The organism is Janthinobacterium sp. AD80 (genome assembly GCF_002878455.1).
Classification (GTDB): domain Bacteria; phylum Pseudomonadota; class Gammaproteobacteria; order Burkholderiales; family Burkholderiaceae_D; genus Janthinobacterium.
In genome coordinates this window covers 1-17,396 of sequence record NZ_NRDQ01000125.1, presented here as the reverse complement: position 1 = coordinate 17,396, position 17,396 = coordinate 1, and the positions used below count along the sequence as shown (strand labels likewise).

The following is a 17,396-nucleotide window of genomic DNA, read 5'->3' as shown; positions in this document are numbered from 1 at the left end:
ACTATTTGGAAAGCTCTTTCGGGATGGGGCGCTTGCCCACCACCACGTCGAGCGCCGCTTCGCGATTCTTGCGCAGCACCGTCATTTTAGCTTTTCCGCCGGGTGGCAGTTGGGCGATCAGATTGAGCATTTCCGTCGTGTCGCCGACGGGCTTGCCATCAACGGCCAGCAGGATGTCGCCGGGCACGATGCCCGCCTTGTCGGCCGGGCCGTTGCGCACCACGCCGGCGATGATGGCGCCGCTGGTACGCTGCAGGCCGAAGCTTTGCGCCAGCTCGGGCGTGATGTCCTGCGTTTCCACGCCGATCCAGCCGCGCACCACGTGGCCATCCTTGATGATGGCTTCCATCACCGTCTTGGCCGTCGAGACGGGAATGGCGAAGCCGATGCCGACGGAGCCGCCGCTTTGCGAATAGATCGCCGTGTTAATGCCGATCAGGTTGCCGCGCGTGTCGACCAGGGCGCCGCCCGAATTGCCGAAGTTGATCGCCGCATCCGTCTGGATGAAGTTTTCAAAACTGTTGATGTGCAGATTGTTGCGGCCCAGCGCCGAGATGATGCCCATGGTCACTGTCTGGCCCACGCCGAACGGGTTGCCGATGGCCAGCACCACGTCGCCCACGCGCGCCAGTTCCGACTGGCCCAGCACGATGACGGGCAGCTTGTCGAGGTCGATCTTGATGACGGCCAGGTCCGTTTCCGGGTCCAGGCCGACGATCTTGGCGGGCGCCTTGCGGCCATCCGTCAGCACTACTTCGATTTCGTCGGCGCCTTCGACCACATGGTTATTCGTCAGAATGTAGCCTTCATGGCTGACGATGACGCCCGAGCCGAGGCTGTTGCGCAGGTCGTCGTCGTCGAGACCGGGATCGCGGTCGCCGAAGAAGCGCTTGAAGAAGGGGTCGCGCGCCAGCGGATGGGCACCGCGCTTGGGTACCTGCATGGTAAGGATATTGACGACGGCGGGCATGGCGCGCGCCGCCGCGTCGCGGTAGGAGCCGGGCGCCAGGCTGCTGGACGCCGTTTCCACCACGGGCACCGGCTTCGCTGGCGAACCCAGCTGCTGTACCCGGCTGGCCGGGCGCAGCGCGCCATACACAAAGTACAGCGCCAACGCGATGGTCACGGTTTGCGCAAACAACAACCAAAATCGTCGCATAAGGCTCTCTGTCCAGGTCAGCCGGCCCGGTGCCGGTCCGGCTTATTTTGCCAGATCGTTGCTTTTCTGTCCGTTCTTCTGCAGAGAGTCGCGAATTTCACGCAGCAGCACGATGTCTTCCGGCGTGGCCGGGGCGACGGCCAGTGCCTCCGGCTGGGCGCGGCGGGCCTTGTTCATCAGGCGCACCATCTGGAAGATGATGAAGGCGAGAATGATGAAATTGAGCAAAATGGTGAGGAAGTTACCGTAGGCCAGCACGGCGCCCGCCTTCTTCGCTTCCACCAGGGTCATGGTCGTGGCCTGGCCATTCAGGGGCAGGTAGTAATTGGCGAAATCGAGGCCACCGAAAATGCGGCCGATGGGCGGCATGATCACGTCTTGCACCAGGGAATCGACAATCTTGCCGAAGGCGCCACCGATAATGACACCGACCGCCAGATCGACGACGTTGCCCTTCATTGCAAATTCTTTAAATTCTTGCATCATTGCCATGAATTATTCTCCTTCGGATGTATATAAAAACATGCCGATCATACTATTGATTCCCATCGTCACCAACTTGCGGTTGCGGACGCGGGCCATTCTGGTACAGCCGCGCGCATCTAGTTCGAAAGAACTAGCCACCTCCTGCAAAAGTATATAAATTATGGTACAAGCAACGTTTTTGTTTTATTCGTTGTTTGCTTCACTTATAATTTGCGGTTGCCAGAAGCGGCTTTTTTGCTTCCGGATAATCAACAAGAAACTGGCACGGGCTGCGCCATTGGCCGAAGTTCCGCAGGGATGTTGCCACTTTACCGTACAAAGATGCGGGTTGCGGCAATCAGTGGGATAGAGCTTCGGCGACGGGTTTTTCGCGGCTGCCACTCATAATAAAGATTCGCATTTTGACTGATTGGGGTTTGCATGAGTAACGAAAAGCAGGTCGATTCAGGCCGTCGCGGCTTGCTCGTCGCCACGTGCGCGGCGGGCAGTGTAGTTGGATTGGCAACCGCGGGAGCCTTGGTAAGCACCTTCCAGCCGTCGGAGCGCGCGAAAGCGGCTGGCGCGCCGGTCGAAGTAGACATCACCACCTTGCAACCGGGCGAAATGCGCACCGTCGAATGGCGCGGCAAGCCGGTCTGGATCCTCAAGCGCACGCCGGAAATGATCGCGTCGCTGAAAAAAACCGACGACAAGGTCGCCGACGCCGACTCCCAGCGCAACCCCGCCGAATTCACCCCCGAATACTGCATGAACGAGGCGCGCTCCATCAAGCCCGAAATCCTCGTCGCCGTCGGCATCTGCACCCACCTGGGCTGCTCCCCTTCCTCGAAATTTACCCCTGGCCCGCAACCGTCCCTGCCCGATGACTGGGAAGGCGGCTTCCTGTGTCCTTGCCACGGCTCCACCTTCGACATGGCTGGCCGCGTGTTCAAGAACAAGCCGGCGCCGGATAACCTGCAAGTGCCGCGCCATATGTATCTGAGCGACACCAAACTGCTGATAGGTAAAGACGAGAAAGGCGAGGCTTGATCATGGCTGCTTTCAAAGAAACGAAATTTCCTGCCGATGCACCTGTCGCCGAAAAAGCCCTGGGCTGGGTGGATGACCGCTTTCCCCTGACCAAGCTGTGGAATGACCAGTGGGGCAAGTACTACGCACCGAAAAACTTCAATTTCTGGTACATCTTCGGCTCGCTGGCCATGCTGGTGCTGGTCTTGCAGATCGTTACCGGCATCTTCCTGACCATGCACTACAAACCGGATGCGGCCCTGGCCTTCAACTCCGTCGAGTACATCATGCGCGAAGTACCGTGGGGCTGGCTGGTGCGCTACATGCACTCGACGGGCGCCTCGGCCTTCTTCATCATCGTCTACCTGCACATGACGCGCGGCCTGCTGTACGGCTCCTACCGCAAGCCACGTGAACTGATCTGGCTGTTCGGTTTCGCCATCTTCCTGTGCCTGATGGCCGAAGCGTTCTTCGGCTACCTGCTGCCATGGGGCCAGATGTCGTACTGGGGCGCGCAAGTGATCGTCAACCTGTTTGGCGCCATCCCCTTCATCGGTCCTGACCTGTCGCTGTGGATCCGCGGCGACTACGTCGTTTCCGACGCGACCCTGAACCGCTTCTTCGCCTTCCACGTGATCGCCATCCCGCTGGTTCTGCTGGGCCTGGTTGCAGCGCACTTGATCGCCCTGCATGAAGTCGGTTCGAGCAATCCGGACGGCATCGAAGTGAAAGAAAACCTGGGCGCCGACGGCCACCCGCTCGATTCGATCCCGTCGCATCCGTACTACACGGTGCACGACCTGTTCGGCGTATCGATCTTCCTCGTCATTTTCAGCGCCGTCGTCTTCTTCGCGCCGGAAATGGGCGGTTACTTCCTGGAATACAACAACTTCCTGCCAGGCGATTCGCTGAAGACCCCGCTGCACATCGCGCCGACCTGGTACTTCACGCCGTTCTACTCGGTGCTGCGCGCCACCACGGCCGACTTCATGTACGTGCTGATGGCTGTCGTGGCCGCCTACGTGGTGTTCATCTGGCTCAAGTCGCGCCTGTCGACGACGGTCAAGTCCATCATCGCCGCCATCGCCATCGTCGCCATCATCGGCATGCTGCCGCAAGTGCTGGACGCGAAATTCTGGGGCGTGGTGTTCTTTGGCGGTTCCGTGGTGATCCTGGCCTTCCTGCCATGGCTGGATCATTCGCCCGTGAAATCGATCCGCTACCGTCCGACCTGGCATAAATACATCTATGCCATCTTCGGCCTGTCGTTCCTGGTGCTGGGCTACCTCGGCACCCAGGCGCCTACGGATGCGAAAACCATCGTGTCGCAAGTGTGCACCCTGATTTACTTCAGCTTCTTCCTGCTGATGCCATGGTGGAGTGCAATGGGCAAGTTCAAGACCGTGCCGTCGCGTGTGACGTTTCACCCGCACTAAGCCGATCCCACGCCACGCTCAAAGGACATACATCATATGAAGATTGCAAAAAAACTGCTCGCCATCCTGGCACTCGTGCCCGCCATGGCTCTCGCCAGCGAAGGCGGCTTCCCGCTGGAGAAGGCGCCTGACCGCCAGACCAACATGGCAGCGCTGCAACACGGCGCCAAATTGTTCGTCAACTATTGCCTGAATTGCCACTCTGCCGTGTCGATGCGCTACAACCGCCTGCGCGACCTGGGTTTGACGGAAGACCAGATCAAGCAGAATTTGTTGTTCACAAGTGATAAAGTAGGCGACCTGATGACAACTTCGCTGGCGCCGCAGGATGCCAAGGCGTTCTTTGGCGTCGTACCGCCGGATTTGTCGGTAATTTCGCGCGCGAAATCATCTTCCGCTGGCACAGGCGGCGACTACCTGTATACTTACCTGCGTACGTTCTATAAAGACGACACGCGCCCGACCGGCTGGAACAATATGGTCGTGCCGAATGTTGCCATGCCGCATGTGTTATGGGAGTTGCAAGGTATCCAGACTGCCAAGTTCGTGGAAGAGACTGATCCGCACGACGCGGGCAAGAAAATCCACAAATTTGTCGGCTTCGAGCAAGTCAAGCCAGGCACGTTGAACAAGATCGAGTATGACACTGCGGTAGCCGACCTGGTCGGTTACATGGAGTGGATGGCCGAACCGGCACAGCAGACACGCAAACGCCTGGGCGTGTGGGTATTGCTGTTCCTGTCGGTCTTTGCTCTGCTGGCATGGCGCTTGAATGCGTCGTTCTGGAAGGAAGTCAAATAAGTGAGGCGCCGGCCATAGGCCGGTTTATGCCTGTTTCTGCGTTGTCCGCATGAGTGGACAAGCGACCTGGGGTGAGCCGTTCGCGGCTTCACCCCCTTTGTTTCTAAGGAACTATAAAAAATGATGGTTCTCTATTCGGGTACAACCTGCCCATTTTCGCAACGCTGCCGCCTGGTCCTGTTTGAAAAAGGCATGGACTTCGAAGTGCGCGACGTCGACCTGTTCAACAAGCCGGAAGACATTTCGACCATGAACCCGTACGGCCAAGTGCCTATCCTGGTCGAGCGCGAACTGATCCTGTATGAATCGAACATCATCAACGAGTACATCGATGAGCGCTTCCCGCATCCGCAACTGATGCCGGCCGATCCGCTGATGCGTGCCCGCGCGCGCCTGATGCTGTTCAATTTCGAAAAAGAACTGTTCGTGCACGTGCACGTGCTGGAAAGCGAACGCGCCAAGAGCAACGACAAGGCGCACGACAAGGCGCGCGCGGAAATCCGCGACCGCCTGACGACGCTGGCACCGCTGTTCCTGAAAAACAAGTACATGCTGGGCGACGAATTCTCGATGCTCGACGTGGCTGTCGCGCCGCTGCTGTGGCGCCTGGACCACTACGGCATCGAACTGTCGAAGACGGCTGCACCGCTGATGAAATACGCCGAACGCATCTTCTCGCGTCCTGCCTATATCGAAGCACTGACCCCTTCCGAAAAGGTCATGCGCCGCTAAGATATCCCCATAAAGCTCGCGCAGCCCGCTCTCGACTTGGCGTTACTCGCCGTACCAAAGTACGGCTGCGTTACTGAAGCCGATATCGGGCTTGCCCGCGACGCTTTCTGGGGCATCTTGGGCCAACTATGATTCTTTGTTTTGTATTGAGCTAGTTGCCCTATCGCCTCATTGAATTACCGGTGCGCCCGCCTTGCGGGGGCGCTCCCGCCTCACAGTGCCTACCATGTCTGAAATCTCAACCAAACCTTATATGCTGCGCGCCATCTACGAGTGGTGCACCGACAGCGGCTACACGCCTTATCTCGCGGTCAAAGTCGATTCGCGCACCACGGTACCGATGGAATACGTGAAAAAGGGCGAGATCGTGCTCAACATCAGCTTCGGCGCCACCAGCGGCCTGAAGATGGACAACGACGCCATCCGCTTCCACGCCCGCTTTGGCGGCGTCTCGCGTGAAATCTACGTGCCGGTCGACAACGTGATGGCCATCTACGCCAACGAAAACGGCCAGGGCATGGCCTTCGAGCCGGTGCTGGGCAACGATGATCCCGACGCGCAACCGACGGACAGCCCGGCCTCCGCCGACGTGCCGCCGCCAGCAATCGCCCCTGCCGCCAGCGCCCCGACCTTGTCGTCCGTGCCCACCGGTTCCCCGGAACAACGCGACGCGGCGACCCCAGGCGACGACGAGCCACCAAAAAAAGGCGGCCGCCCGACCCTGACACGCATTAAATAGCGTATAATTCGCAACGCGCAGTTTTTGCCGACTTAGCTCATTTGGTAGAGCAGTTGATTTGTAATCATCAGGTGGCCAGTTCGAAACCGGCAGTCGGCACCAGAATTTTAGTAGGAAATCAAAGGGTTACCCGCTTCGGCCGGTAGCCCTTTTTTCTTTTCCCGCCGCGCCCATCCACCACAACATACTCCGCGCAGACAGCTGGCCAATCAGGCGGCGTTTCTGCCACCCGCCAGCGCTGAAAATAAACACAGACCGTCAAAGATAAATAATTTTATTTGGGCAATATATTGGGTGCTTGCGCTACACTTCACGCCATTCACTTCTTTATATGGTTTATTAATGACTCGTCGATTATTCACGGCCGTTGTTGCTGGCGCTCTGCTGTTGACCGGATGCCTTATCCCGGAACGTTTTAATGCCAAGGCCATATTCCAGCCAGATGGCGCTTATTCCTTTTCTTATATTGGGACAGTCGCACAACCGATGGCTGCCATGCAATTGGTGAGAGCGGGGACATTAACCGCAAAAGAAAATGAAAGCCTTGCACGCGAGACCGCGACATTCCAACGTGATCCGGACGTCAAGAAGGCCAATTATCTGGGCAATGGCCGGTATGAACTGGTGCTGGAAAGCAAGCGCAAGAAAGGCGAAGCCCTGAATGTGCTGGGCGTACTCAAGGTAGGCACGGGCAAGGATGGAATCATTACCATCGCCTCCGGCGAGCTGGACAAGAATGGCAAAAAACAATTGAGCGAAATGGGTATCAAACTCGACGGCACCCTGGAAGTCACGCTGCCAAAGAATGCCGAGGTCCTGTCACATAACGCGACGTCGACACCATCATTCTTTGGCTTATTCGGAAGCTATTCCTGGAAAATCGGCAATATCGACCAACGTCCGCTGATGAAAATTCGCCTGAAGACATAAACCGGCGTATTTACCGGAACCGTCTCCATTCAACGGCATTCTCCTGCTGGCGCATGCACTATTCCTGCAGCCAATGCCAAGGGCTATATGTTACGGCATATGGCCCCTTTCTATTGCATTACCGCTTTTCCATTCCCCGGCTCTCCAGCCACTCCCGCCCGCCCCTGTCGAGCGCGGCCTCGATCACCTTTTCCGGCAGGCTGTAGACGGTCGCCCAGCTGGCGCGGCCATCCTGCGTATTCGCGGGAAAGCTGTGCGTCTCGATCGGCCAGTGGTATTTGCGTTTCAGCGCCTTGACGATGGCGGCCAGGGAGACGCGGCCTTGCAGCGGTTCGGCGCCGGACTGGTCGCGGTTCGACAGCAGCACGGCCAGGACCTGGCCGCGGCCCGTGCGTGCGCCGGGGAAGGTGGGGGTTTTGTTTGCCATCGCCTATTCTAACGGTCCGCAGGGAATCGGCAACGAGACGCGCACCTTTGAGATAGCGCAAACGCCGATCGCGCACGGCGGCCAGGATAGGGATTTCTCCAGGCGTGCCAGCGCCCCTCCGGCAGCCTGGGCCTTTCATCACGGGGCACAGGAGAGCATCATGCACAGCCTGAACATCCACGCCATGCAATGGCAGCCCGTCGCCGATATTGCCGCCGTCAATCCGCTGCAGCCGGAGGACGTGGCCTGCTTTCGCGAATTGCGCGACGTGCTGCAGCGCTACGGCGCGCTCGACCGTTTCGGCATCGCGCTGATCCACCGCCATTTCGATATCGCCGACGATGAAGAACTGATGGAATACACGGACGCGGCGCAGCGCACCCTGACAGTAAAACCTGTCAAGAAAAGCGACATCGACTGGGCACACACGACGATTACCAACTGGAAACTGATCGAAGGGGACGCGGTCGCGCGCATCGGCTGCGGTTGCGCGCGCAATTCCGGCGGCCACCTGGGCTACCACCGCGGCACCTGAGGCCGCCGCCACCGTCCGGCAAGCGGCGTCGGCCTTTCTTACACTTTGCCTCAAACAGCCCAGTTAGCTCTACACAAGTGTTTGATTCAGCAGATTTTTTTTACGTGGCACGCTAGCTGCTTATCTCCGTCTACGAGATGAGTCCAGGCAAGTCGTTCTGGATCGTTCCCCCGGAATTTTTCCCGAACCGACCACGATAAGAGGCTGCGATGAACGTCAATCACACACGAAGCAAGACCCTGGGCTGGCTGGGACTGCTTGCCACCGCCGGCCTGCTGGCCACCGGGCAGGCGCAGGCAGGCGCGTATGGCCTGGCCGTCAACGAATTGAACAACTTCCGCATCACCACCAGTGCCGGAGCGCTGTCGCTGGCGGGCGCCAACCGCAATGCCAGCGATAGCGCCTTTTTCGAAGGCGGCGTGGCCGTCAACCCGCGTGCCGTCAACACGGGGCCGGCCGCCAACGCCGACGTGCTGCAAGTGTGTTCGGGCGGCGGCTGCGGCGCGTCGCCACAGAACCACTACGCGCCCACCACGTCCCTCGAATTCGCGCGTGGCGATGCGCATGCCTTCGGCAACATGCTCAACGCCACCGGCTCCACCGTGCGCGCCGTGTCGGAAGCCCAGCGCAACACGATCGGCGCCGCATCCTCGACGGCGGGCGATACGCTGACGGGCTCCGTCAACCTGACCCTGTCGAGCGCCGGCTTCATTACCTTCAGCTTCATGGGGCGGCGCGACCTGCTGGCCAACGTGACGACTTTGGGCGACAAGTCGAACGTGTCGATCATGGATATCTTTAATATCTCCTGCAACACGTCCAGCCCCGCCGGCTGCCTGTCGAATGCGACTGCCGACGGCGTGATCTTCCAGTTCGCGCCCGACGGCGATGCCAGCAATGGCAGCGACATCAACGGCAACCACACGCTCGGCAGCCTGGATCCATTCAGCCTGAACATGACGGCGGGCACCAACGATCCCGCCACCGCGCGGGCCTTTGCGAACGGCTTCGCCATGTTTTCCCTGACCTCGAATTTCGCCTTGCCCGCTGGCAGCTACACCTTGAATTTTTCCAAGTCCACGCGCACCGACATCGTTGTCATCGCGCCCCTCGCCGTACCGGAACCGGGCACCTTGTTCCTGCTGGGCACCGGCTTGGCGGCCCTGGCCTTTACGCGGCGCCGCCAGCCGAAACCGGCAGCGGCATGACGTACAACAACACGCGGCGCCTTGACGGGCGCCGCGTGTTGTTTATGTCCAGCGGAAACGCTTCAGCCCAGCCGTGCCAGCGCCTGGCGCGCCAGTTGCAACTGCTGCACATAGTAACGGTGCAGCACGGCAGGGTCGCCCAAGTCGTGCCCGAGTATCAGCCGCAGTTCGCTGGCGGGGCAGTCGGCGGCCTGCGTCTGCACCTGTGCCCCCAGGCGGCGCGCCAGCTGGCGCGCTGCCTGTTCCTGCGCTGGCCGGTATTCGACGCGCGTGCGCGCCACCTGGAATGACGCCTCGTTGGCCAGGCGAACCACCTGCACGGCGCTGCCGGACAGGCTGCGCGCCATGGCGGCGGCCATGCCCGGCACGCCATTGCCGTTCAGGATCTCCAGGCGCGGGGGAGAGAACCCCGCCACAGACGCCGGACGGGCCGGGGCAACGGCGGCCACGCTGGCGACGCTGGTAATGGCTGCGCCAGCCACTGCCGGCACGCGCTGCAAACGGGCCATGCCATCACTTTGCGTGATCTCGATGCGCGCCATGGCGGACGCGGCTGGTGCGACTGCCGCTGGCGCTACCGCCGGCGCTGCCTGCGCCTCTGCCGCGGCAGGCTTTTCCGCGCTGCGCAGCAGGGCCATGTCGCGCTGCCAATCGTGTTGCTGCAGATTATCCGCCTGGCGCCGCATGACGGCGGCGCGCTCATGCTGCCCCAGCCGCTCCAGCACCTGTGCCAGATGCTGCCAGGCCAGCGCATTGAGCGGGTCGAGCAGGCAAGCTTTTTCCAGCATGGGCAAGGCTTGCGCGTCGCGGCCGCTCAAATAATAGGCATGGCCCAGATTGCTGAACAGATACGCCTGCTGCGGGCGCGGTATCTGCTGGCTGTCCGTCAATGCCTGCCAATGGGCGATCGCGGCGGCATGCTCGCCCCGCTGCGCGTGCAGCACGGCCAGGCCATTGCGCGCATGCACGTGCCACGGCGCGCCGCGCAAGGCTAGCTCATAGGCCGCCTGCGCGGCCGGCAGGTCGCCCGCATCGAAATGCCGCCGGCCCTCCGCATAGGCGGCATCGGCATCCGCATCCGCATCGGCAATGGCAACGGGCAGCGCAGGCGATGGTGCGGTATGGCTGGCGCAGGCAGCCAGGCCCAGGCAGGTGCAAGCGGCGGCGAAACGGGAAAGCGTCCAGTGCATGGCAGTTCCTTTCAGCGGCTGGCCATGGCTGGCACGAGCACGCGATAGACTTCGATCACGGCCGGCCCCATGAGTACCAGCATGAGGGTGGGAAAGACGCAAAAAATCAGCGGGAACAGCAGTTTCAAGGCGATCTTGGCAGCCGCCTCTTCGGCCAGCAGGCTGCGCTTGCTGCGCAGGTTTTCCGAATGCACGCGCAGCGAATCGCCCATGCTGGTACCGAAACGCTCCGATTGAATCAGCATGGCGACCAGGGTATCGACATCTTCCACGCCGCTGCGCAGGGCCAGGTTGCGCAGCGCCTTTTCCTTGGAAAAGCCGGCGCGCATTTCCATCAGCACCAGTTGCAGTTCCTGCGCCAGCACCACGCTCTTGATGTGGATTTCGCCCGACACCTTGACCAGTGCGCGCTCCAGGCTCAGGCCAGCTTCCACGCAGACGGTCAGCAGGTCAAGCGCATCGGGGATATTTTCAAAGATGTCGCGCTGGCGCCGCTTGGCCGTGCTCGACAGCACCAGGTTCGGCAGGTAATAGCCAACGGTGGCGCTGACGCACAGCAGCAACAGCAGCACGCTGCGCAGTTGCGCCGCCATGGCGCTGGCCGCATACAGCCCCAGCACGGTGGGAAACAGCAGGGCCAGCACGGTCTTCGCCGCGAAGTACAGGGCCGGTGCGCTGGCCTGGCGCCAGCCGGCATTCATGAAACGCGTACGCAGCGGCGAACGCTCCCAGCCTTCTTCGGGCAGCGACAGCTTGCTGAACGGCTGCGCCACGCGGGCCACGCGCTCGACCCAGCCGCCTTCGGCCACGCTGCCGCTGGCCGCCGGCGCCATGAAGCCGAACAGCCGCTGGCGCAAGGTGCCGGGAAAGAAGATCAGCCACGCCAGCAGGGCCAGCGCCACCACCACGGCGAAGACGATGACGAGAAACAGCAGTTGTGCACCGGTCATGAATGATTTCCTCTCTCAGCGGCTGCAAAAACCTTCAGGGCCAGGCGCGGCGCCGGCGACGCTGCGCAGGCACGCCGAGGCGAGGCCACGACGCCACGGACTTTTTCAGGCGATCCCTTAAATGCGGATGCGGATCACCTTGCGCATCCAGACCACGCCCAGCGCCACCATCCCCGCCGCATACCACAGCAGCTTGATGCCGCTGGGGTCCGTCCACAGCAGGCTGATATATTGCGGGTTGACCAGCGCCATGACACCGATCATCACCACCGGCATCAGCCCCAGCACCCAGGCCGACATGCGGCCTTCGGCCGACAGCACGCGCACCTGTCCCAGCAGCTTCAAGCGGGCGCGGATGATGCGCGCGATGCTGACCAGGACCTCGGCCAGGTTGCCACCCGACTCGCGCTGCACCAGCACGGCGATGACCAGGTAGCGCAAGTCCGTCAGCGGGATGCGCGCGGCCAGGTTCTGCAGCGCCTCGTTCATCGGCACGCCGTAATTGATCTCTTCATGCGCCATCTTGAATTCGCCGCTGATCGGTTCACTCAGCTCGTCGCCGACCATTTGCAGCACATTCGAAAACGAGTGGCCGGCGCGCAGGGCGCGGGCGAGAAAATCGGCCGCCTCCGGCAATTGCGCCTCGATCTTTTGCAGCCGCGCCGCGCGCGCACGCAGCACCAGCATCGGCGGCCCGCCGGCGGCAACGGCCAGCACCAGCAGCGCGCCGGGCAAGGGCATGGGCCAGATGGCCAGCAGCAGCATGGCCGCCAGCAGCAGGCCGGCCGCGCCGCCCAGAAACTGCGCCACCGACCAGGACAAGCCGGACTGCAGCAGCAGGTGGTCGAGCTTTGCGGCCTGCGGCACGCGCCGCAGCAGGCGTTCCAGGCCCGGCGTGCGCGCATAGCGGCGCTGCTTCAGGATAGACACCCGCTCGCCGCCCGTCTCGCCACGCGCCGCCATCAGGCGCAGGCGCCGGTTGATGCGCCGCGCCGCGCTGCCATGCGTGCCCGACCACCACAGCCAGGCGCCTTCCACCATCAGGATGCAGGCGGCGAACAGCAGCACGGCAAAGCCGTAGAAGACCAGGTCCATGATCCCTCCTTGTCACGTCGAACAAAACCGCCGCGCGCGGCGGTGAGCATCGCAAGCCGCGCAGCGCGGCGCGCAGCAGCCTGGCTTACTCGTAGATGCGGTCGGGATCGAACACGCTGTCCGGCACCGGCGCGCCGAACATGCGCAGGCGTTCCGTGAAGCGCGGCCGCACGCCGGTGGCGCAAAAATGGCCCAGCACCTTGCCCGCGGCGTCGACGCCCGTCTGCTCGAAGCGGAAGATTTCATGCATGGCGATGATGTCGCCTTCCATGCCCGTCACTTCCTGCAGGCTGACCAGTTTGCGCGCGCCGTCCGTCAGGCGCGACACCTGCATCACCACCGTCACGGCAGAACAAATCTGCTGGCGCGTGGCGCGCGGCGTCAGGTTCACGCTGGCCATGCCGACCATGTTTTCCAGACGCGCCAGGGCATCGCGCGCCGTGTTCGAGTGGATGGTCGCCAGCGAGCCTTCATGGCCCGTGTTCATCGCCTGCAGCATGTCGAGCGCCTCGGCGCCGCGCACCTCGCCCAGGATGATGCGGTCGGGCCGCATGCGCAGCGCGTTGCGCACCAGTGCGCGCTGGCTCACTTCGCCCTTGCCCTCGATGTTCGGCGGACGCGTTTCCAGGCGCACCACGTGCGGCTGGCGCAGCGCCAGTTCAGCCGCGTCCTCGATGGTGACGATGCGCTCGCTGCCGGGAATGAAGCCGGACAGCACGTTGAGCAAGGTGGTCTTGCCGCTGCCCGTGCCGCCCGAAATCAGGATGTTGACCTTTGCCTGCCCCAGCGCCTGCAGCACCTGCACCATGGGCGGCGTCAGGCTCTTGTAGTCGAGCAGGTTGGCAATCGTCAGCGGATGCACGGCGAAGCGGCGGATCGACAGGATGGGACCATCGACGGCCAGCGGCGGAATGATGGCGTTGACGCGCGAACCGTCCGGCAGGCGCGCATCGACCATCGGACTCGATTCATCCACGCGCCGCCCCACGCGCGAGACGATTTTCTCGATGATCTTCATCAGGTGCGCATTGTCGTGGAAGGTCACGTCCGTCAGCTGCAGCCGCCCGCCCCGCTCCACATACACCTTGTCGCAGGTGTTGACGAGGATGTCGGACACGCTGGCGTCCGCCAGCAGCGGTTCGAGCGGGCCGAAGCCCAGCATCTCGTGCTGGATGTCGAGCACCAGGCTATGCCGCTCATGCTGGTTCAGCACGATGCGCTCTTCCTCGATGACGCGCTGCACCAGCAGCGCCAGCTCGTGCTTGAACTGCTCCGCCGTCAGGCGTTTCAGGCGCTCCAGGTCGATACGGTCGAGTATCGTCTGGTGCATGGTTTTTTTCAGTTCCTGGTAGGCGTGCAGTGCCAGCGCGCCTTGTCCATGGCTGGCTGGACGGACCGTTTCATTCGCCGCCAGGCGTTCGCGTAAAGTCATCTCGGCTCCCCTGATGGCTCCCGGCGGGAGCCTTGACATCGTTCATCGGCTACCGCATCAAGCCTCGCTGCGGCTGAACAGGCGGTCGAACAGGCCGCGGCTTTCCGTCACGCGGCGCGCCGTCACCAGTTCCACCAGCTCGGCCAGGCTGCGCGCCACGGCGCTGGTGCGCGACAGCTGCAGCAGCGGAATGCCCTGGTTGACGGAATCGGTGGCGGCCAGGTAATCGTTGGGCACCGTGTGCACCACCTCGGCCCCCAGCGCCTGCTCCAGGTCCGCCAGGCGCAGGCGGCCGCCCTTTTCATAGCGGTTGACGATCAGGCGCAGGCGCTCGCCCGGATAGCCGAGCGAGCGGAAGATATCGAGCAGGCGGCGCCCGTCGCGGATGTCGGGCAGGGCCAGCTGCAGCACCGGGTAGATGGCGTCGGCATTGTCGAGCGCGCGCAGCGACAGCGCGTCGATCTGGCGCCCCACGTCGAGCACGATGTAGTCGTAGTGCTGGCGCGCCACGGCCAGGATGCGGTCCATGTGGTCGGGCTGCATGTCGACCTTGTGCGCCGGATCGTCGGCCGCCGCCAGCACGCCGAAGTTCGGCGTCACATGCACCAGGCACGAGGCGAGGAAGGCGCCGTCCATGCGCGCGATCTGCGCGCAGATGTCGGACAGGGTCATGGCCGGTTTCTGGTCCGAGACATACAGGGTGGCGTCGCCGAACTGGCCGTGCAGGTCGATCAGCAGCACCTTGCAGCCGGCCAGCGCCGCCAGCGCATACGAAAAATTCGTCGACAAAAACGTCGCGCCGCTGCCGCCCTTGCAGGAGATGAAGGCCAGCACTTTGCCATCGCGCATCTGCGTCACGCCGGCCTGGATATCTACGCGGTCCATCGCTTCATGAAAGGCCTTGTGCACCAGCGGCAGCTGCAGCACTTCGCGCATGCCGGCGCGCATGGCGCGGATCAGCACATCCTGCTGCTGGCCGCGCGCGAGCAGCATCAGCACGGCCAGCGGATACTGGCGCGCCAGGCGTTCCAGCAAGTCCGCCTCGTCGGCGTCGATGCCGCTGGCGTCGACGATGACCAGTTCGGGCGCTTCAGGCAGCATGCGTTCGACGGCGTCGCGCAGGCCGCTGCGCCGCTCCAGCAGCCGCAACACGGGCATGCGCGCGGCGCCCTGGGCGGCGATTTCATCGTGCAGGCTGGCGTCGGCGGTAATCATCAGGGCTTTCATCGCGCTCCTCGCTTCATTCAAGACGGCATACGGCAATCGGCAGCACCCTGGCGGCGCTCATGGACAAAAGGCGGTATTGCCCGGGTAGCCCAGCGACTCGGCCACGGCCATGGTCAGGCCGCTGGGCAGGCGCACGGCTTGCGCGCCAGAGGGGAACAACGCGCCCAGCAAGGGCAGAATGGGGCGGTATGGCACTTGCTCGCAGCGCCCGCCATCGCCGGGCACGCACAGGCGGGCGCGCACGAAACGGATGCAGCTGGCGCCATGCGGATCGTCGAGGCAATTGATGCGGTTGCGCTGCGGGCAGCCTGGCAAGGTGGTCACGGGCATGGCCACGGGCGTGCCGTCCGCCAGCGACAGGTAATCGATGCGCACGTAGGCATCGCTGATGCCGCCGCCCAGCGGCAGGCTGCCCGGTGCGCTGCGCAGCACGGCGTGTTCGCGCACGGCCTGCAGCGCACTGGCGCTGCTGAAATCGGTGACGGCGGCGGCGCGCGCGGCGCGGCGCGTCACTTCGTGCACCATGTTCCATAAATACACGGCGCGCGCCACTTCGATCATGGAAAAGAGAAAGAAAAAGAACAGCAGCGCCAGCATGGCGAATTCGACGGCGAACACGCCGCGCTGGCGCCGGCCGCATGGCCGCATGCATGGCTTAATTGACATAGCGCACAATCGCATTTGCCCGCAGCGGGATGGCGCTCAGCTGCGGCAGCCATTTGCTGGCATAGTCGGGCATGAAGTCGATGGGCAATTCCATCAGCACCTTGACGCGCACCTGCGTCGGCGCGCTTGGCAAGGTGCCGCAGTTATAGTCGTCGGCCAGATAAATGCAGTCGAGACTGACGCTGACCGCCTGCATGTGCGGCGCCGTTTCGGCCATCGCCTCGAGCACCATCTGGCGCGCAAACGTCCCGTGCTGCGTGGCCGCGTCGCCGTTCGCCATCTGCGCCAGCGGCAGGGTCGCCATGTAGCGCGCCGCGTCGTGCACGCTTTTCTGCAAGGCCGTATAGACCAGGAAGGCGCGGCCGAACAGCAGCACGAAGGGCAGCAGGCCGATGAAGAACGTCATGATCAGCGCCAGTTCGATGGCCGCCACGCCCTTTTCGCGCCGCGCCGCGCGGCAAGGCGGCCTCATCGCACCAACTCCGCCGGGCCGCCCAGCGTGCCTTCGGGCACCATGCCGGCAAATTCCGCGCTCAGCGTGCCATTGCTGGCCGGCGCCGTCATGAAAAAGCGCCCGATCCCCCGCACCTGAACCAGCACGTCGCTGCCGGGCGGCACGGGACACGCCAGCAAGGCGATATGCAGCAGGCGCCGCTGCGCCACGGCCGTGTTGCCCACGGGCGCCGTCAGGAAGGCCGGCAGCAGGAACGGCGTGCCGCTGGCCGGATAGCCGGCCTTGGCCTGCGGCGCCGCTGGCGTCGCCGGGTAAAGCTTGGCCCAGTCGCTGGTGGCAAACGGCAGGTAGCCGCCGGCCGGCTTCGGATCGCTGTATTTCGCCGCGCGCGCAAACGACCACAACGGGCCATAGCTGGCCACCGCTGGGGGGGGCACGCTGGTTTCCGGATCGGCCACCGACAACAAAGGATTGCCCGTGCTCAGGGCACTGGGCGCGTCGGGCGTGTTCGTCATCCACCAGTTCGAAATGGCATTCGGAAAGGGGCGGATATTCGTGTCGGGCGGCGCCATCAGCGGGTGGCAGCCGCTGCCTGCCATCTGGTTGAAGCGCGCATTGAAGGCCGGCCACAGCGCCACGGGAAAGGGCCGGTGTACATGCATGGCGGCATCGCCGATGCGCGGATACAGCACGCTGCCGCCGCACACAAACGGCAGCACGGCGGCGTTGCCGACCTGCGCCGGCGCCCCCAGCGTGCCGGGCTGGGCCAGTGGATTGAGCACGAAGTGCTCGGCTGCCGGGCCGTGCGGATTGAGCTTGAAGAGGTTGTAGGCGACGCCGCGCCGGAAACCGAATTCCAGCAGCTCCTGCGTCGCTCCCAGCGCCGGATTGACGCGCGCGCTGGCGGCGCTGGGCGACAAG

Annotated in this window: 18 protein-coding genes, 1 tRNA gene and 1 pseudogene; 9 read left to right on the top strand and 11 right to left on the bottom strand. The window is 63.0% G+C overall.

The window, feature by feature from the left end; all coding sequences use genetic code 11:
* Position 1: 1 nt before the first annotated feature.
* Both JaAD80_RS21465 and mscL read right to left on the bottom strand, forming a co-directional pair.
* A complete protein-coding gene (locus JaAD80_RS21465) occupies positions 2-1,159 on the bottom strand; it encodes a Do family serine endopeptidase (protein WP_180979524.1) in 1,158 nt (385 codons plus the stop codon).
* A 42-nt stretch (positions 1,160-1,201) separates the two neighbouring features.
* Positions 1,202-1,651, bottom strand: a complete 450-nt coding sequence (gene mscL, locus JaAD80_RS21460; RefSeq protein WP_102297220.1) for a large conductance mechanosensitive channel protein MscL — start codon at positions 1,649-1,651, stop codon at positions 1,202-1,204.
* A gap of 414 nt (positions 1,652-2,065) precedes the next feature.
* Here mscL and petA point away from each other — a divergent pair, with 414 nt between their 5' ends.
* The 7 genes from petA to JaAD80_RS21425 all read left to right on the top strand — a co-directional run bounded on the left by petA (position 2,066) and on the right by JaAD80_RS21425 (position 7,291).
* The gene (petA, locus tag JaAD80_RS21455; protein ID WP_102297219.1) at positions 2,066-2,674 is read left to right on the top strand and encodes a ubiquinol-cytochrome c reductase iron-sulfur subunit; all 609 of its coding nucleotides are present in this window, start codon (positions 2,066-2,068) and stop codon (positions 2,672-2,674) included.
* Positions 2,675-2,676: 2 nt separating this feature from the next.
* Entirely contained in the window at positions 2,677-4,089 is a 1,413-nt protein-coding gene (locus tag JaAD80_RS21450) for a cytochrome bc complex cytochrome b subunit (RefSeq protein ID WP_102297216.1), read from the top strand.
* A gap of 36 nt (positions 4,090-4,125) precedes the next feature.
* Positions 4,126-4,890 (top strand): cytochrome c1, encoded by a 765-nt coding sequence (locus tag JaAD80_RS21445; RefSeq protein WP_102297213.1) that lies wholly within the window; start codon positions 4,126-4,128, stop codon positions 4,888-4,890.
* 120 nt (positions 4,891-5,010) lie between these two features.
* Positions 5,011-5,622 carry a glutathione S-transferase N-terminal domain-containing protein gene (locus tag JaAD80_RS21440; protein WP_010394154.1) on the top strand — a complete coding sequence of 204 codons (612 nt, stop codon included), beginning with the start codon at positions 5,011-5,013 and terminating at the stop codon, positions 5,620-5,622.
* Positions 5,623-5,848: 226 nt separating this feature from the next.
* The gene (locus tag JaAD80_RS21435) at positions 5,849-6,361 is read left to right on the top strand and encodes a ClpXP protease specificity-enhancing factor (RefSeq protein WP_102297212.1); all 513 of its coding nucleotides are present in this window, start codon (positions 5,849-5,851) and stop codon (positions 6,359-6,361) included.
* A gap of 26 nt (positions 6,362-6,387) precedes the next feature.
* Positions 6,388-6,463 (top strand) — tRNA-Thr (locus JaAD80_RS21430).
* A gap of 240 nt (positions 6,464-6,703) precedes the next feature.
* Positions 6,704-7,291: a hypothetical protein gene (locus JaAD80_RS21425; protein WP_102297209.1), complete on the top strand. Its 588-nt coding sequence runs from the start codon at positions 6,704-6,706 to the stop codon at positions 7,289-7,291.
* Positions 7,292-7,409: 118 nt separating this feature from the next.
* On the opposite strand, the gene JaAD80_RS21420 is transcribed toward JaAD80_RS21425, so the two are convergent.
* The gene (locus JaAD80_RS21420; protein WP_102297206.1) at positions 7,410-7,718 is read right to left on the bottom strand and encodes a hypothetical protein; all 309 of its coding nucleotides are present in this window, start codon (positions 7,716-7,718) and stop codon (positions 7,410-7,412) included.
* Positions 7,719-7,878: 160 nt separating this feature from the next.
* Here JaAD80_RS21420 and JaAD80_RS21415 point away from each other — a divergent pair, with 160 nt between their 5' ends.
* On the top strand, positions 7,879-8,253 hold the full coding sequence (locus JaAD80_RS21415) for a hypothetical protein (RefSeq protein WP_102297203.1): 375 nt from the start codon (positions 7,879-7,881) through the stop codon (positions 8,251-8,253).
* Positions 8,254-8,462: 209 nt separating this feature from the next.
* A complete protein-coding gene (locus JaAD80_RS21410) occupies positions 8,463-9,461 on the top strand; it encodes an EDSAP-1 family PEP-CTERM protein (protein ID WP_102297200.1) in 999 nt (332 codons plus the stop codon).
* 62 nt (positions 9,462-9,523) lie between these two features.
* Here JaAD80_RS21410 and JaAD80_RS21405 read toward each other — a convergent pair whose 3' ends face one another.
* From JaAD80_RS21405 to JaAD80_RS30830, 8 genes and pseudogenes are all read right to left on the bottom strand, one after another.
* The gene (locus tag JaAD80_RS21405; RefSeq protein ID WP_102297198.1) at positions 9,524-10,651 is read right to left on the bottom strand and encodes a LytR C-terminal domain-containing protein; all 1,128 of its coding nucleotides are present in this window, start codon (positions 10,649-10,651) and stop codon (positions 9,524-9,526) included.
* Between the two features lie 11 nt (positions 10,652-10,662).
* Complete coding sequence (locus JaAD80_RS21400; RefSeq protein ID WP_102297195.1) at positions 10,663-11,601, bottom strand: type II secretion system F family protein; 939 nt, start codon at positions 11,599-11,601, stop codon at positions 10,663-10,665.
* Between the two features lie 117 nt (positions 11,602-11,718).
* Entirely contained in the window at positions 11,719-12,696 is a 978-nt protein-coding gene (locus tag JaAD80_RS21395; protein ID WP_102297193.1) for a type II secretion system F family protein, read from the bottom strand.
* 85 nt (positions 12,697-12,781) lie between these two features.
* A complete protein-coding gene (locus JaAD80_RS21390; RefSeq protein ID WP_102297190.1) occupies positions 12,782-14,128 on the bottom strand; it encodes a CpaF family protein in 1,347 nt (448 codons plus the stop codon).
* 57 nt (positions 14,129-14,185) lie between these two features.
* A complete protein-coding gene (locus tag JaAD80_RS21385) occupies positions 14,186-15,355 on the bottom strand; it encodes an AAA family ATPase (RefSeq protein WP_102297187.1) in 1,170 nt (389 codons plus the stop codon).
* A 57-nt stretch (positions 15,356-15,412) separates the two neighbouring features.
* Positions 15,413-16,003 (bottom strand): TadE/TadG family type IV pilus assembly protein, encoded by a 591-nt coding sequence (locus JaAD80_RS21380; protein ID WP_102297184.1) that lies wholly within the window; start codon positions 16,001-16,003, stop codon positions 15,413-15,415.
* A 7-nt stretch (positions 16,004-16,010) separates the two neighbouring features.
* Positions 16,011-16,493: a TadE/TadG family type IV pilus assembly protein gene (locus JaAD80_RS21375; RefSeq protein ID WP_102297182.1), complete on the bottom strand. Its 483-nt coding sequence runs from the start codon at positions 16,491-16,493 to the stop codon at positions 16,011-16,013.
* Positions 16,490-17,396: pseudogene (locus JaAD80_RS30830) on the bottom strand (pilus assembly protein TadE); the annotation flags it as partial. The pseudogene JaAD80_RS30830 and the gene JaAD80_RS21375, both read right to left, overlap by 4 nt.